The organism is Streptacidiphilus jeojiensis (genome assembly GCF_042510965.1).
Lineage (GTDB): Bacteria > Actinomycetota > Actinomycetes > Streptomycetales > Streptomycetaceae > Streptacidiphilus > Streptacidiphilus jeojiensis.
Genome location: NZ_JBEUKS010000002.1, coordinates 150,897 through 166,753 on the forward strand (window position 1 = coordinate 150,897; position 15,857 = coordinate 166,753).

The window sequence follows — 15,857 nt, forward strand, 5'->3', positions numbered from 1 at the left end:
GCTGAGAGGACCACCAGATGGGTATCGAGGAGAAGCTGCCCAGCGGCTTCCTGCTCACCTCGGTCGAGCAGGCCGCCGGCTGGGTGCGGAAGAGCTCGCTCTTCCCGGCCACCTTCGGCCTCGCCTGCTGCGCCATCGAGATGATGACGACCGGGGCCGGCCGCTACGACCTGGCGCGGTTCGGCATGGAGGTCTTCCGCGGGTCGCCGCGCCAGGCCGATCTGATGATCGTGGCGGGCCGGGTCAGCCAGAAGATGGCGCCGGTGGTCCGTCAGGTCTACGACCAGATGGCCAACCCCAAGTGGGTGATCTCGATGGGGGTCTGTGCCTCCTCGGGCGGGATGTTCAACAACTACGCGATCGTCCAGGGCGTCGACCACGTCATCCCCGTGGACATCTACCTGCCCGGCTGTCCGCCGCGGCCGGAGATGCTGATGGACGCGATCCTCAAGCTGCACGAGCAGATCCGCCACGAGAAGCTCGGCGCCCAGCGCGCCAAGGCGGACGACGAGGCGGAGCAGCAGGCGCTGCAGGCGGTCCCGACGATCGAGATGAAGGGGCTGCTGCGGTGAGTGACGGCACCGAAGAGAGCGCTGCCGCGGAAGGCGCGGAAGCCGCGGAGAGCGGCGTCCCGACGCCCCGGGCCGGGGCGACCGAGCTGGAGGTCGTCGGCGTCCGGCACGGGATGTTCGGCGGGTCGAACCCCAGCGAGCACGCCGGGGTCGGCGGCAACAGCGGCGACACCTCCGGCTACGGCCGGCTGGTCCGGCCGATCGTGCTGCCGGGGGCCTCGCCCCGCCCGTACGGGCACGGCTGGTTCGACGAGTGCGCCGACGAGCTGGAGGGCGCGCTGGAGGAGCAGGGCCTGGACGTCGGCGCGGTGATCGAGAAGACGGTCGTGGACCGCGGCGAGATCACCTTCCACGTCGAGCGGGAGTTCCTGACCCAGGTGATGAAGACCCTGCGGGACGACCCGGCGCTGCGCTTCGAGCTGTGCACCGGCGTCAGCGGGGTGCACTACCCGGGCGACCGGGGGCGTGAGCTGCACGCGGTCTACCACCTGCGCTCGATCACCCACAACCGGCTGATCCGGGTGGAGACCTCGGCGCCGGACGACGATCCGGTGATCCCCTCCACCTTCGCGGTCTACCCCACCAACGACTGGCACGAGCGGGAGACGTACGACTTCTTCGGCATCGTCTTCGAGGGCCACCCGGCGCTCACCCGGATCATGATGCCGGACGACTGGCTGGGTCACCCGCAGCGCAAGGACTATCCGCTCGGCGGCATCCCCGTCGAGTACAAGGGCGCGCAGATCCCGGCTCCCGACCAGCGGAGGTCGTACAACTGATGGAGAGTCAGACCCAACAGCAGCCGGAGGCCCCCACCAGGGAGACCACCGAGGGGCGCGTCTACACCGTCACCGGCGGGGACTGGGACGAGATCGTCACGGCGGCGGCCAAGGCCGACGACGAGCGGATCATCGTCAACATGGGCCCGCAGCACCCCTCCACCCACGGGGTGCTGCGGCTGATCCTGGAGATCGACGGCGAGACCGTCACCGAGGCCAGGTGCGGGATCGGCTATCTGCACACCGGCATCGAGAAGAACATGGAGTTCAGGAACTGGACCCAGGGCACGACCTTCGTGACCCGGATGGACTACCTGACCCCGCTGTTCAACGAGACCGCCTACTGCCTGGCGGTGGAGCGGCTGCTCGGGATCACCGAGGACATCCCGGAGCGGGCCACCGTGATCCGGGTGCTGATGATGGAGCTCAACCGGATCTCCTCGCACCTGGTCTGCCTGGCCACCGGCGGGATGGAGATCGGCTCCACCACCCTGATGATCTACGGCTTCCGCGACCGGGAGATCATCCTCGACATCTTCGAGCTGGTCACCGGGCTGCGGATGAACCACGCCTACGTCCGTCCCGGCGGTCTGGCGCAGGACCTGCCACCGGGCGCGCTGGACCAGATCCGCGAGGGCGTGAAGACGCTGCGCGGCCGGATGCACGAGTACGACAAGCTGGCCACCAACAACCCGGTGTTCAAGGCCCGGTTGGTGGACGTCGGCTACCTGGACCTGGCCGGCTGCATGGCGCTGGGGGCCACCGGCCCGATCCTGCGCTCCACCGGACTGCCGCACGACCTGCGCAAGTCCAACCCGTACTGCGGCTACGAGCAGTACGAGTTCGACGTGCCGACCGCCGACACCTGCGACTCCTACGGCCGTTTCCTGATCCGGCTCGCGGAGATGGAACAGTCGCTGCGGATCGTCGAGCAGTGCCTGGACCGGCTGCGCGGCGGACCGGGCCGGGTGATGGTCGAGGACAAGAAGATCGCCTGGCCGGCCCAGCTCTCGCTGGGGCCGGACGGCATGGGGAACTCGCTGGACCACATCCGCACCATCATGGGCGAGTCCATGGAAGCCCTGATCCACCACTTCAAGCTGGTCACCGAGGGCTTCCACGTCCCGGCCGGACAGGCGTACGTGGCGGTGGAGTCGCCCAAGGGCGAGCTGGGCGTGCACGTCGTCAGCGACGGCGGGACCAGGCCCTACCGGGTGCACTTCCGCGACCCCTCCTTCACCAATCTTCAGTCGATGGCAGCGATGTGCGAGGGCGGACAGGTCGCGGACGTCATCGTCGCCGTGGCCGGGATCGACCCCGTGATGGGAGGCGTGGACCGGTGACCACCACTGAGAACGAGGCCGGGTCCGGGCCAGGGCTGTCCGGGCCGACGCTGCTCGGGCTGCCCGAGCTGCCGGCCCCGGCCTTTCCGGCCGAGGTGCGGGCCCGGCTGGATCCGGACGCGGCCGAGCTGATCGCCCGCTACCCGGACAGCCGCTCCGCGCTGCTGCCGCTGCTGCACCTGGTGCAGTCCGCCGAGGGCTTCGTCAGCCGTACCGGGATCCGGTACTGCGCCGAGCAGTTGGGGCTGACCACGGCCGAGGTCACCGCGGTGGCGACCTTCTACACCATGTACCGGCGGCGTCCGGCCGGCGAGTACCACGTGGGCGTGTGCACCAACACCCTGTGCGCGGTACTCGGCGGCGACGAGATCTTCGCCGAACTGCAGCAGCACCTGGGCATCGGCAACAACGAGACCACCGGCGACGGCGCGGTCTCGCTGGAGCACATCGAGTGCAACGCCGCCTGCGACTACGCCCCGGTGGTGATGGTGAACTGGGAGTTCTTTGACAACCAGACGCCGGAGAGCGCCAAGGACCTGGTCGACCAGCTGCGCTCCGGCGACGGTGCGCAGGTGCGGCCGACCCGGGGCGCACGGCTGTGCAGCTTCAAGGAGACCTCCCGGATCCTGGCCGGCTTCCCGGACGCCCGCGAGGGCGCGGTGGACGAGTCCGGCGCCGGCGGCGCCCCGACCCTGGCCGGCCTGCGGCTGGCCCGCGGCGAGACCCTGCCCGGCACCGCCGCCGCCAGGCGGGTCGTCGCCCCGCGGCACGAGGACCCCCCGCAGGACGCCGCCGCAGACGCCGTTGCGGACACCGTTGCGGACGCCGCCCCCGGCGACAACGAAGGAGTCGAAGAGTGACCGCCGAGCACCCGGAGAAGCTGCTCTCCCCGGTCCTGTCCGACAGCTGGGACGACGACCGCCCCTGGACCCTGGACACCTACCGGCGCCATGACGGCTACAAGGGCCTGCACGAGGCCCTGCGGATGGACTCGGACGCGGTGATCGCGCTGGTCAAGGACGCCGGGCTGCGCGGAAGGGGCGGCGCCGGATTCCCGACCGGGATGAAGTGGCAGTTCATCCCGCAGGGCGACGGCAAGCCGCACTACCTGGTGGTCAACGCGGACGAGTCCGAGCCGGGCACCTGCAAGGACATCCCGCTGCTGTTCGCCAACCCGCACTCGCTGATCGAAGGCATGATCATCGCGAGTTACGCGATCCGCTGCAGCCACGCCTTCATCTACCTGCGCGGCGAGACCGTCCCGGTGCTGCGGCGGCTGCACGCCGCAGTCGCCGAGGCCTACGCGGCCGGATACCTGGGCAAGGACGTCCTCGGCTCCGGCTTCGACCTCGACATCACCGTGCACGCCGGGGCCGGCGCCTACATCTGCGGCGAGGAGACGGCGCTGCTGGACTCGCTGGAGGGCCGCCGCGGCCAGCCGCGGCTGCGGCCGCCGTTCCCGGCCATCGCCGGGCTCTACGCCTGCCCGACCGTGGTCAACAACGTCGAGTCGATCGCCTCGGTGCCCAGCATCCTGCACCGGGGCAAGGAGTGGTTCCGGTCGATGGGGAGTGAGAAGTCGCCCGGCTTTACGCTCTACTCGCTCTCCGGGCATGTCACCAACCCCGGTCAGTACGAGGCCCCGCTCGGCATCACGCTCCGTCAACTCCTGGAGATCACCGGGGGTGTGAGGGAGGGTCATCGGCTGAAGTTCTGGACCCCGGGCGGCTCCTCCACCCCGATGTTCACCGAGGAGCACCTCGATGTCGCCCTGGACTACGAGGGCGTCGGCGCGGCCGGCTCGATGCTCGGCACCAAGGCGCTGCAGATCTTCGACGAGACCACCTGCGTGGTCCGCGCGGTCACCCGCTGGACCGAGTTCTACGCCCACGAGTCCTGCGGCAAGTGCACCCCCTGCCGCGAGGGCACCTACTGGCTGGTCCAGCTGCTGCGCCGGATCGAGGCCGGCAAGGGCGTCGAGGGCGACCTGGAGAAGCTGAACGACATCGCCGACAACATCAACGGCAAGTCCTTCTGCGCCCTCGGCGACGGCGCCGCCAGCCCGATCTTCTCCTCGCTGCAGTTCTTCCGCGAGGAGTACGAGCAGCACCTGCGCGAGGGCCGCTGCCCGTTCGACCCGGCCGCCTCCACGGTCTGGGCCGACGACGCCCGCGGCCGGCGCGGTTACGTACCCACCCATCAGTCCGCCCAGGAGAAGGGGGTGCTCGCATGACGACAGTGGCCAACACCCCTGCGACTCCGGCGGCTCCACCACCCGAGGAGCTTCTGGCCGTCACCATCGACGGCGTCCAGGTGCACGTGCCCAAGGGCACCCTCATCATCCGCGCCGCCGAGATGATCGGCGTCCAGGTCCCGCGCTTCTGCGACCACCCGCTGCTGGACCCGGTCGGGGCCTGCCGGCAGTGCATCGTCGAGGTCGAGGGCCAGCGCAAGCCGGTCGCCTCCTGCACCATGACGGTGACCGACGGCATGGTCGTCAACACCCAGGTCACCTCGCCGGTCGCGGAGAAGGCGCAGCACGGCGTGATGGAGCTGCTGCTGATCAACCACCCGCTGGACTGCCCGGTCTGCGACAAGGGCGGCGAGTGCCCGCTGCAGAACCAGGCGCTGTCGCACGGCCAGTCCGACAGCCGCTTCGAGGGCGTCAAGCGGACCTACGAGAAGCCGATGCCGATCAGCACCCAGGTGCTGCTGGACCGCGAGCGCTGCGTGCTGTGCGCCCGCTGCACCCGGTTCAGCGAGCAGATCGCCGGCGACCCCTTCATCGACCTGCTCGAACGCGGGGCCAATGAGCAGGTCGGGATCGGCGCGGGCGACGACTTCCGCTCCTACTTCTCCGGCAACACCATCCAGATCTGCCCGGTGGGCGCGCTGACCTCGGCCGCCTACCGGTTCCGTTCCCGTCCGTTCGACCTGGTCTCCTCGCCCAGCGTGTGCGAGCACTGCTCGTCCGGCTGCGCGATCCGCACCGACCACCGGCGCGGCAAGGTGATGCGCCGGCTGGCCGGGGACGACCCGGCGGTGAACGAGGAGTGGTCCTGCGACAAGGGCCGCTTCGGCTTCCGCTACGGCCAGTCGCGCGAGCGGCTGACCACCCCGCTGGTGCGCGGGGCCGACGGCGAGCTGGCCCCGGCCAGCTGGCCGGAGGCGCTGCGGGCGGCCGCGGCCGGACTGGTGCGGGGCCGTACCGGGGTGCTGGTCGGCGGCCGGTCCACCGTCGAGGACGCCTACGCCTACGCCAAGTTCGCCAGGGCGGTGCTGGGCACCAACGACGTCGACTTCCGGTCCCGGATCCACAGCGCCGAGGAGGCCGACTTCCTGGCCGCCGCGGTGGCCGGCCGCGGCATCGACGCGGACGGGCGCGGGGTGACCTACCAGCAGCTGGAGGCCGCTCCGGCGGCGCTGCTGGTCGGCTTCGAGCCGGAGGAGGAGTCCCCGATCGTCTTCCTGCGGCTGCGCAAGGCCGCCAGGACCAAGGGGCTTAAGGTCTTCACGGTGGCCGCCTACGCCACCCGCGGGCTCTCCAAGCTCGGCGGCGCGCTGCTGCCGGCCGCGCCCGGCACCGAGGCCGAGTGGCTGGAGGCGCTGGCCGAGGGCGACCCGCTGGACGGCGACGCCGGCCGCGCCGCCGAACTGCTGCGGCAGCCCGGCGCGGTGGTGCTGGTCGGCGAGCGGCTGGCCGGGACGCCGGGCGCGCTGAGCGCGGCGATCCGGCTGGCCCGGGCCTCGGGCGCACGGCTGGCCTGGATCCCGCGCCGCGCGGGGGAGCGGGGCGCGGTCGAGGCCGGAGCGCTGCCGGGCCTGCTGCCCGGCGGACGTCCCGGTACCGACCCCGACGCCCGCCGGCAGCTGGCCGCGGCCTGGGGCCTGGACGGTCTGCCCGAGCGCTTCGGCCGCGACACCGCCGGCATCCTCACCGCCGCCGCCAACGGCGACCTGGACGCCCTGGTCGTCGGCGGGGTCGAGACCGCGGACCTGCCCGACCCGGCCGCCGCCGAGGCGGCCCTGGCCAGGGCCGGCTTCGTGGTCAGCCTGGAGCTGCGGCCCTCCGCCGTCACCGACCGCGCCGACGTGGTGTTCCCGGTCGCGGCGGTGGCCGAGAAGGCCGGTGCCTTCATGGACTGGGAGGGCCGGATCAGGTTCTTCGAACCGGCCCTGAAGGCCGATCAGATGACCACCCGTCACCTGTCCTCGGACCTGCGGGTGCTGCATATGATCGCCGACGCCATGGGCGACAGCCTGCGGCTGCCGGACATCACCGCGGCCCGCCGCGAGCTGGACGGGCTCGGCGCCTGGCACGGCGACCGGGTCGACGCACCGACCGAGCAGGCCCGTCCGCTGCCCCGTCCCAGCGCCGGCGAGGCCGTGCTCGGCGGCTGGCGGCTGCTGCTGGACAACGGTGTGCTCCAGGAGGGCGACACCGCCCTCGCCGGAACCCGGCACCCGGCCGTCGCCCGGCTCTCGCCCGCCACCGCGGCCGAGGTCGGCATCGCTGACGGCGCCCCGCTCAGCGTCACCGGACCGGCCGGCAGCCTCACCCTGCCGCTGCTGATCACCCCCGAACTCCCGGACCGGGTGGTCTGGATCCCGCTCAACTCCACCCCCGGTGGCTCCTTCCGGACCCTCGGAGCGACCCCCGGCCGGGTGGTCGGGCTCGCGCAGGCCCCTGCCGTCACGGAGGCGAACCGATGAGCACGCCCGCACTCCACCTCGCGGCCGACCACCTCGCAGTCGGCCAGTCTGCCGTCAGTCAGCTGGCCGCCGAGGACCTCACCGTCTTCGGGGTCGACCCCTGGTGGCTGGTGGTCATCAAGGCCGTCTTCTGCTTCGCCTTCCTGGTTGTCACCGTGCTCATCGCCATCGTGTGGGAGCGCAAGGTCGTCGCCTGGATGCAGCTGCGGATCGGCCCCAACCGGCACGGACCCTGGGGCATGCTGCAGAGTCTCGCCGACGGGGTGAAGCTGGCCCTCAAGGAGGACCTGGTCGTCACCGCCTCGGACAAGGTGGTGTTCATCCTGGCCCCGGTGATCTCCGCGATCCCGGCCTTCCTGGCCGTCGCGGTGATCCCGTTCGGCCCGGCCGACCACGAGATCAGCATCTTCGGCACCAGGACCACGATGCAGCTCACCGACCTCCCGGTGGCGATGCTGTACATCCTGGCCGCCGCCTCCGTCGGCATCTACGGCATCGTGCTGGCCGGCTGGGCCTCCGGCTCGACCTACCCGCTGCTCGGCGGGGTGCGCTCGGCGGCGCAGATGGTGTCCTACGAGATCGCGATGGGCCTGTCCTTCGCGGCGGTGTTCATCTACTCGGGATCGATGTCCACCTCGGCCATCGTGGACGCGCAGACCCACACCTGGTTCGTCTGCCTGCTGCCGGTGAGCTTCGTCATCTACGTCATCTCGATGGTCGGCGAGACCAACCGGGCCCCCTTCGACCTCCCCGAGGCCGAGGGCGAGCTGGTGGGCGGCTTCAACACCGAGTACTCCTCGCTGAAGTTCGCGATGTTCATGCTGGCCGAGTACATCAACATGGTCACCGTCTCCGCGGTCGCCTCCATCCTCTTCCTGGGCGGCTGGCGGGCCCCCTGGCCGATCAGCACCTTCTGGGCCGGGGCCAACCACGGCTGGTGGCCGCTGCTGTGGATGATCGTCAAGATCCAGCTGCTGCTGTTCTTCTTCATCTGGCTCCGCGGCACCCTGCCCCGGCTGCGCTACGACCAGTTCATGAAGCTGGGGTGGAAGGTCCTCATCCCGGTGTCGCTGGTGTGGCTGGTCATGGTCGCCACCTTCCGCGCGCTGCGGAACAAGGGCTACAGCTTCGGCACCGACGTGCTGTACGTGGGCGGGGCCGTGGTGGTCCTGCTGCTGCTCTCCATCGTCTGGGACATGCTCCGCAAGCGGGAGGAGCCTCCGGCGGCAGCAGCGGAGCAGCCCGCGTTCGACCCCATGGCCGGCGGCTTCCCGGTACCGCCGCTGCCGGGTCAGCAGCTTCCCCCCGTACCGCGCCGCAGGTCGCGGACGCCCGAATCCGTACCAGCACTGAAGGGAGCGGACGAGGATGCCTGACAACATCTTGGGCCCCGCAGCCGGCTTCGGCGTGACCTTCTCGGCCATGTTCAAGAAGCGGCTCACCGAGCAGTACCCGGAGTACAAGAAGCCCACCGCGCCGCGCTTCCACGGTCGGCACCAGCTCAACCGGCACCCGGACGGGCTGGAGAAGTGCGTCGGCTGCGAGCTGTGCGCCTGGGCCTGCCCGGCCGACGCGATCTACGTCGAGGGCGCCGACAACACCGAGGAGGAGCGCTACTCCCCGGGCGAGCGCTACGGGCGGGTCTACCAGATCAACTACGCCCGCTGCATCCTCTGCGGACTCTGCATCGAGGCCTGCCCGACCCGGGCGCTGACCATGACCAACGAGTACGAGCTGGCGGACAGCAGCCGGGAGTCGCTGATCTTCACCAAGGAGCAGCTGCTGGCCGGCCTCACCGAGGGCATGGTCGACTCGCCGCACTCGATCTTCCCGGGCACCGACGAGGGCGACTACTACCGCGGGCTGGTCACCGAGGCCGCCCCGGGGACGGTCCGTCAGGTCGCCGTCAGCAAGGGCGAGAAGCCCACGGAGGAAGGTGCGTCGGCGTGATCGAGATCGCCACCCCCCTCACCGGGGCCGCCTCCACCGGGGAGGCCGTCCAGTTCTGGATCCTCGCGGTGATCGCGGTCGCCGGGGCGCTGGGCATGGTGCTCTGCCGCAAGGCGGTGCACTCGGCGCTCTGCCTTGCCGGGACGATGATCGCGCTGGCCATCTGCTACATGGCCGAGGGCGCGGTCTTCCTGGGCGTCGTCCAGATCGTCGTCTACACCGGCGCGATCATGATGCTGTTCCTCTTCGTGGTGATGCTGGTCGGTGTCAGCGCCGAGGACACCGTGAAGGACGCGCTGAAGGGCCAGCGGATCGCGGCCGTGGTCGCCGGGCTCGGCTTCGGCGTGCTGCTGATCGCCGGGATCGCCAACGCCAAGCTGCGGACCTTCACCGGGACCGGCGCCGCCGACGCCAAGGCCGGCGGCAACGTCCAGGGCCTGGCCGCGCTGATCTTCACCAAGTACGTCTGGGCCTTCGAGGTCACCGGCGCACTGCTGATCACCGCCGCCATCGGCGCCATGGTGCTGACGCACCGTGAGCTCACCGAGGAGAAGCAGTCGCAGCGCGACCTGGCCGAGCGCCGGGTCCGGCTGGGCACCCAAGTCACCCCGCTGCCGGCCCCGGGCGTCTACGCCCGGCACAACGCGGTGGACGTCCCGGGTCTGCTGCCGGACGGCACGCCGTCCGAACTCACCGTCAACCCGACGCTGCGGGCCCGTGGCCAGATGCGCGACGTCAGCGGCGAGCTGGTGGACCGGATGGGCGAGCTGGAGGCGAGCACCGCAGGGTGGCTCGGCCGCCGGACGCCCAAGCCCCGGCATAGCACCGAGCTGGCGAAGGCGCCGGCTGCTGCCTCGGCGCCCGCACCGACCGCAGAGGAGTCGCAGGAATGAACCCCGTCAACTACCTCTACCTGGCGGCGCTGCTGTTCACCATCGGCGCCACCGGCGTGCTGGTCCGGCGGAACGCGATCGTGCTCTTCATGTGCGTCGAGCTGATGCTGAACGCCTCCAACCTGGCCCTGGTCACCTTCTCCCGGCTGCACGGCAACCTGGACGGGCAGATCATCGCCTTCTTCACCATGGTGGTCGCCGCGGCCGAGGTCGTCGTCGGTCTCGCGATCATCGTGAGTGTCTTCCGCACCCGTCACTCGGCCTCGGTCGACGACACCAACCTCATGAAGCTGTAGCGGCGGAGGCTGACACACCGTGGACAATCTCATCCCCGTACTGGTTGGGCTACCCCTGGCCGGAGCCGCCGTGCTCCTGCTGGGCGGTCGCCGCCTGGACCGCTTCGGCCACTGGCTGGGCGTCCTCGCCTCCACCGCCTCCTTCGGCGTGGGGCTCGCCCTGTTCTTCGACATGCTGAGCCGCTCAACCGCGCAGCGCCCGGCCTTCGACCACCTGTTCACCTGGGTGCCGGTCGAGGGCTTCCAGGCCCAGATCGGCTTCCAACTCGACCAGCTCTCGGTCGTGTTCGTGCTGCTGATCACCGGCGTCGGCTCGCTGATCCATCTCTACTCGGTCGGCTACATGGCGCACGACGAGCGCCGCCGCCGTTTCTTCGGCTACCTCAACCTCTTCCTGGCGGCGATGCTGCTGCTGGTCCTCGCCGACAACTACCTGCTGCTGTACGTCGGCTGGGAGGGCGTGGGCCTGGCCTCGTACCTGCTGATCGGCTTCTGGCAGCACAAGCCCAGCGCGGCCACCGCCGCCAAGAAGGCGTTCCTGGTCAACCGGGTCGGCGACATCGGCCTCTCGATCGCCATCATGCTGATGTTCAGCACCTTCGGGACCTTCGCCTTCGGTCCGGTCTTCGGCGCGGCCCACACCGCCTCGCAGGGGACGCTGACCGGCATCGGGCTGATGCTGCTGCTGGCCGCCTGCGGCAAGTCGGCCCAGGTGCCGCTGCAGTCCTGGCTCGGTGACGCGATGGAGGGCCCGACCCCGGTCTCGGCCCTGATCCACGCCGCCACCATGGTCACCGCCGGCGTCTACCTGATCACCCGCTCCAGCGCCATCTTCAACCTCGCCCCGACCGCCCAGCTGGCGACGGTGTGCGTGGGCGCGGTGACGCTGCTCTTCGGTGCCATCGTCGGTTGCGCCAAGGACGACATCAAGAAGGCCCTGGCCGGATCGACGATGTCGCAGATCGGCTACATGGTGATGGCGGCCGGCCTCGGCCCGATCGGCTACGTCTTCGCGATCATGCACCTGGTCACCCACGGCTTCTTCAAGGCCGGGCTGTTCCTCGGTGCCGGCTCGGTGATGCACGGCATGAACGACGAGGTCGACATGCGCAAGTACGGCGGCCTGCGCAGCTACATGCCGCTGACCTTCGTCACCTTCGGCCTCGGCTACCTCGCCATCATCGGCTTCCCGGGCCTGTCGGGCTTCTTCTCCAAGGACAAGATCATCGAGGCGGCGTTCGCCCACGGCGGCACTGAGGGCTGGATCCTCGGCTGCGCCGCCCTGGTCGGCGCCGCGGTCACCGCGTTCTACATGACCCGGGTGATGCTGATGACCTTCTTCGGCGAGAAGCGCTGGCAGCCCGACGCCGAGGGGCACGAGCCGCACCCGCACGAGTCGCCGAAGACCATGGGCATCCCGATGGTGGTGCTGTCCATCGGCTCGGTCGGCGCCGGCGCCCTGTTCGCCTGGAACAGCTCCTTCGTCAACTGGCTGACCCCGGTCACCGGCCACGAGGAGGGCCACTCCCCGCTGAGCAGCTGGACCGTCTCCGGCGTCACCTTCGTGGTGATCGCCCTCGGCGTGCTGGTCTCCTGGCTGATGTACGGACGGCAGCCGGTCCCGGCCACCCCGCCGGTCGGCTCGCTGCTCACCCGGGCGGCCCGCCGCGACCTGCTGCAGGACGACTTCAACCACGTCGTGCTGGTCGGCGGCGGCACGCACCTCACCCGCTTCCTGGTCTATCTGGACGCCAAGGGCTTCGACGGCGTGGTCAACGGCATCGCCGCCGCCGTCGGCGGGACCTCGGGCCGGATGCGCAAGCTGCAGAACGGCTACGTCCGCTCCTACGCGCTGTCGATGTTCGGCGGTGCGCTGGTGCTGGTCGCCACCACTCTCCTGATGAGGGCCGTATGAGTTCCTTTCCTCTCCTCACGGTCGCCGCCGCGCTCCCGGCGGTCGGCGCGGTCCTCACCGCCGCGCTGCCCGCCGCGACCTCGGCCAAGCGACGGGACGTCAACAAGGTTCTGCCGCTGGGGGTCTCGGTCCTCACACTGGTGCTGGCGGCCATCGTCGCGATCCGCTTCAAGCCGGGCGGCGCGCGCTACCAGATGACCGAGTACCACTCCTGGATCTCGGACTTCGGCATCGGCTACAGCCTCGGCGTGGACGGCATCGCGGTCGTCCTGATCCTGCTGACCGCCGTCCTGGTGCCCGTCGTCATGCTCGCCTCCTGGCACGACGCCGACCCGGTCGCCAACGACGCCGGCACCTTCGAGCGCAACCGCCGCACCCAGGGCTTCTTCGCGCTGATCCTGGCGGTGGAGGCGATGGTGGTGCTCTCCTTCGAGGCCACCGACGTCTTCCTGTTCTACGTCTTCTTTGAAGCCATGCTGATCCCGATGTACTTCCTCATCGGCGGCTTCGGCGACCGCACCGTGGGCGAGGACGCCCGCCAGCGCTCCTACGCGGCGGTCAAGTTCCTGCTCTACAACCTGCTCGGCGGCCTGATCATGCTGGCCGCGGTGATCGGCCTCTACGTCATCACCGCCAAGCAGGGCATCGGCACCGACGGCCACGGCACCTTCGACCTCGGCACCATCACCCAGGCGCTGGCCTCCGGGAAGCTGCACTTCTCCCCGGTCGCCGAGAAGGCGCTGTTCCTGGGCTTCATGTTCGCCTTCGCGGTGAAGGCCCCGCTGTGGCCGCTGCACACCTGGCTGCCCAACGCCATGGGCGAGGCCACCCCCGGTGTCGCCGTGCTGATCACCGCAGTGGTCGACAAGGTCGGCACCTACGCGATGCTGCGCTTCTGCCTGCAGCTCTTCCCGGACGCCTCCAAGACCTTCGGGCCGGCGATCCTGGTGCTCTCGCTGATCGGGATCATCTACGGGGCGCTGCTGGCGGTGGGTCAGAAGGACATCAAGCGGCTGATCGCCTACGCCTCGATCTCGCACTTCGGCTTCATCATCATGGGCATCTTCGCGATGACCAGCCAGGGCCAGGCCGGGGCGACCCTCTACATGGTCAACCACGGCATCTCCACCGCCGCCCTGCTGCTGGTGGCGGGCTTCCTGATGTCCCGTCGGGGCAGCAGGCTGATCGCCGACTACGGCGGCGTGCAGAAGGTCGCCCCGGTGCTGGCCGGGACGTTCATGATCGGCGGACTGGCCACCCTCTCGCTGCCCGGGCTGGCGCCCTTCGTCAGTGAGTTCCTGGTCCTGGTCGGCACCTTCACCCGGTACCCGGCCATCGGGATCATCGCCACCATCGGCATCGTCCTGGCCGCGCTCTACGTGCTGGTGCTCTACCAGCGCACCATGACCGGGCCGGTCAAGCCCGAGGTGGCCGGCTTCCGCGATCTGCACGCCCGCGAGCTGGTGGTGGTCACCCCGCTGATCGCGCTGCTGCTGTTCCTCGGCGTCTACCCCCGGCCGATCGCCGACATCGTCAACCCGGCGGTGCGGGACACCATGTCGGACGTGCACCGCACCGACCCCGCGCCCGCGCACCCGATCACGGCTGCCCAGGTGGCAGCCGCCAACAGCCAGGGAGGTGGCCAGTGAGCGCGCCCATCGCCGTCCACAGCCTGTGGACAGTGGCCGCGTCGTCCACGACGCAGACCATCCCGACGCCGCACATCGAGTACGCCCAGCTCTCGCCGATGCTGGTGGTCTTCGGCGCGGCGGCGCTCGGCATCCTCGCCGAGGCGTTCCTGCCCCGCCGCAACCGCTACTGGGCCCAGGTCGGCATCGCCATGGCCGGGCTGATCGGCGCCTTCGTCGCCATCGTGGTGCTGGCCGCCAAGGGCTACGCCGGCGCCAACGCGCACCTGGCCGCGATGGGCGCGGTCGCGGTCGACGGACCGTCACTCTTCCTGCAGGGCACCATCGCCCTGGTCGCCATCGTCGCGGTACTGGGCTTCGCCGAACGCCATCTGGAGCCCCGCAGCTCCACCGGCGCCCCGGTGGACGCCTTCGCGCCGCAGGCGGCGACCGTCCCCGGCAGCGACGCGGAGAAGTCCGCCGCCCGCTCCGGCTTCGCCACCACCGAGGTCTTCCCGCTCACCATGTTCGCCGTCGGCGGGATGCTGCTCTTCCCGGCCGCCAGCGACCTGCTGACCATGTTCGTGGCGCTGGAGGTCTTCTCGCTCCCGCTCTACCTGCTCTGTGCCCTGGCCCGGCGCCGGCGCCTGCTCTCGCAGGAGGCGGCGGTCAAGTACTTCCTGCTCGGCGCCTTCTCCTCGGCCTTCTTCCTGTTCGGCCTGGCGCTGATCTACGGCTACGCGGGCACCGTCTCGCTCGGCGGCATCGCCGACGTGGTCTCCGGTACGGCCACGCCGACCCCGGCGCTGGCCAACACCACCGCCAATGACGCGCTGTTGCTGATCGGCCTGGCCATGCTGGGCGTCGGCCTGCTGTTCAAGGTCGGCGCGGTCCCCTTCCACGCTTGGACCCCGGACGTCTACCAGGGCGCCCCCACCCCGGTCACCGGCTTCATGGCCGCCGCCACCAAGGTCGCCGCCTTCGGCGCGCTGCTGCGACTGCTCTACGCGGCCTTCCCCGGGGTCACCTGGGACTGGCGCCCGGTGCTCTGGGGTGTGGCGATCCTCACCATGGTGGTCGGCGCGATCATCGCGGTCACCCAGACCGATGTGAAGCGGCTGCTCGCCTACTCCTCGATCGCCCACGCCGGGTTCATCCTCACCGGCGTGATCGCGATGAACAAGGCGGGCGTGTCGGCGGTGCTGTTCTACCTCGGCGCCTACTCCTTCGTGACCCTCGGCGCCTTCGCGGTGGTCACCCTGGTCCGCGACGCCGGCGGCGAGGCCACCCACCTCTCCCGCTGGGCCGGTCTGGGCCGGCGCTCGCCGCTGGTGGCGGCCACCTTCGCGCTCTTCCTGCTCGCCTTCGCCGGTATCCCGCTGACCAGTGGTTTCGCCGGGAAGTTCGCCGTCTTCCAGGCGGCGGCGAGCAGCGGGGCGACCCCGCTGGTGATCGTCGGTGTGCTGTCCTCGGCGGTGGCGGCGTTCTTCTACATCCGGGTGATCGTGCTGATGTTCTTCTCCGACCCCCGGCCGGATGGGCCCACGGTCGCCGTCCCCAGCGCCTTCACGGCGACCGCGATCGCCCTGGGCGTCCTGGTCACCCTGGGGCTGGGGATCCTGCCGCAGTACTTCCTGCACCTGGCCGACCAGGCCTCCGTCTTCGTCCGCTGACATCCGCAACGCGCCGTCCGGCCGGGCCATCCGCTCCCCGCGGAGGGCCCGGCCGGGGCACGTGTCCCGGCGGCCGCTCGTTGATCGGAGCGCAA

At 70.5% G+C, this 15,857-nt stretch carries 13 protein-coding genes; all 13 read left to right on the top strand.

Annotated features, from left to right (window positions below; all coding sequences use genetic code 11):
- The first annotated feature begins 17 nt into the window (after window positions 1–17).
- Genes ABUW04_RS06625 through nuoN form a run of 13 tightly spaced genes read left to right on the top strand, consistent with a single transcriptional unit; the run spans window position 18 to window position 15,762 of the window.
- Window positions 18–572: a NuoB/complex I 20 kDa subunit family protein gene (locus ABUW04_RS06625; protein ID WP_030261219.1), complete on the top strand. Its 555-nt coding sequence runs from the start codon at window positions 18–20 to the stop codon at window positions 570–572.
- Window positions 569–1,351 carry an NADH-quinone oxidoreductase subunit C gene (locus ABUW04_RS06630; protein WP_380563543.1) on the top strand — a complete coding sequence of 261 codons (783 nt, stop codon included), beginning with the start codon at window positions 569–571 and terminating at the stop codon, window positions 1,349–1,351. The genes ABUW04_RS06625 and ABUW04_RS06630 overlap by 4 nt, the downstream gene beginning before the upstream one ends.
- Entirely contained in the window at window positions 1,351–2,694 is a 1,344-nt protein-coding gene (locus ABUW04_RS06635) for an NADH-quinone oxidoreductase subunit D (RefSeq protein ID WP_030261223.1), read from the top strand. Before ABUW04_RS06630 ends, ABUW04_RS06635 begins: the two co-directional genes overlap by 1 nt.
- The gene (gene nuoE / locus ABUW04_RS06640; RefSeq protein ID WP_380563544.1) at window positions 2,691–3,554 is read left to right on the top strand and encodes an NADH-quinone oxidoreductase subunit NuoE; all 864 of its coding nucleotides are present in this window, start codon (window positions 2,691–2,693) and stop codon (window positions 3,552–3,554) included. The genes ABUW04_RS06635 and nuoE overlap by 4 nt, the downstream gene beginning before the upstream one ends.
- Window positions 3,551–4,927: an NADH-quinone oxidoreductase subunit NuoF gene (gene nuoF, locus ABUW04_RS06645; protein WP_380563545.1), complete on the top strand. Its 1,377-nt coding sequence runs from the start codon at window positions 3,551–3,553 to the stop codon at window positions 4,925–4,927. The genes nuoE and nuoF overlap by 4 nt, the downstream gene beginning before the upstream one ends.
- Window positions 4,924–7,407, top strand: a complete 2,484-nt coding sequence (locus tag ABUW04_RS06650; protein ID WP_380563546.1) for an NADH-quinone oxidoreductase subunit G — start codon at window positions 4,924–4,926, stop codon at window positions 7,405–7,407. The genes nuoF and ABUW04_RS06650 overlap by 4 nt, the downstream gene beginning before the upstream one ends.
- On the top strand, window positions 7,404–8,783 hold the full coding sequence (nuoH, locus tag ABUW04_RS06655) for an NADH-quinone oxidoreductase subunit NuoH (protein WP_380563547.1): 1,380 nt from the start codon (window positions 7,404–7,406) through the stop codon (window positions 8,781–8,783). The genes ABUW04_RS06650 and nuoH overlap by 4 nt, the downstream gene beginning before the upstream one ends.
- Complete coding sequence (gene nuoI / locus ABUW04_RS06660; RefSeq protein ID WP_030261234.1) at window positions 8,776–9,357, top strand: NADH-quinone oxidoreductase subunit NuoI; 582 nt, start codon at window positions 8,776–8,778, stop codon at window positions 9,355–9,357. The genes nuoH and nuoI overlap by 8 nt, the downstream gene beginning before the upstream one ends.
- 5 nt (window positions 9,358–9,362) lie before the next feature.
- On the top strand, window positions 9,363–10,250 hold the full coding sequence (locus tag ABUW04_RS06665) for an NADH-quinone oxidoreductase subunit J (RefSeq protein WP_380563906.1): 888 nt from the start codon (window positions 9,363–9,365) through the stop codon (window positions 10,248–10,250).
- Entirely contained in the window at window positions 10,247–10,546 is a 300-nt protein-coding gene (gene nuoK / locus ABUW04_RS06670; protein ID WP_030261239.1) for an NADH-quinone oxidoreductase subunit NuoK, read from the top strand. The genes ABUW04_RS06665 and nuoK overlap by 4 nt, the downstream gene beginning before the upstream one ends.
- A 19-nt stretch (window positions 10,547–10,565) precedes the next feature.
- Window positions 10,566–12,461: an NADH-quinone oxidoreductase subunit L gene (nuoL, locus tag ABUW04_RS06675; protein WP_380563548.1), complete on the top strand. Its 1,896-nt coding sequence runs from the start codon at window positions 10,566–10,568 to the stop codon at window positions 12,459–12,461.
- Window positions 12,458–14,110, top strand: a complete 1,653-nt coding sequence (locus ABUW04_RS06680) for an NADH-quinone oxidoreductase subunit M (RefSeq protein WP_030261244.1) — start codon at window positions 12,458–12,460, stop codon at window positions 14,108–14,110. The genes nuoL and ABUW04_RS06680 overlap by 4 nt, the downstream gene beginning before the upstream one ends.
- Window positions 14,107–15,762, top strand: a complete 1,656-nt coding sequence (gene nuoN / locus ABUW04_RS06685) for an NADH-quinone oxidoreductase subunit NuoN (protein ID WP_030261246.1) — start codon at window positions 14,107–14,109, stop codon at window positions 15,760–15,762. The genes ABUW04_RS06680 and nuoN overlap by 4 nt, the downstream gene beginning before the upstream one ends.
- The last annotated feature ends 95 nt before the right edge of the window (window positions 15,763–15,857 follow it).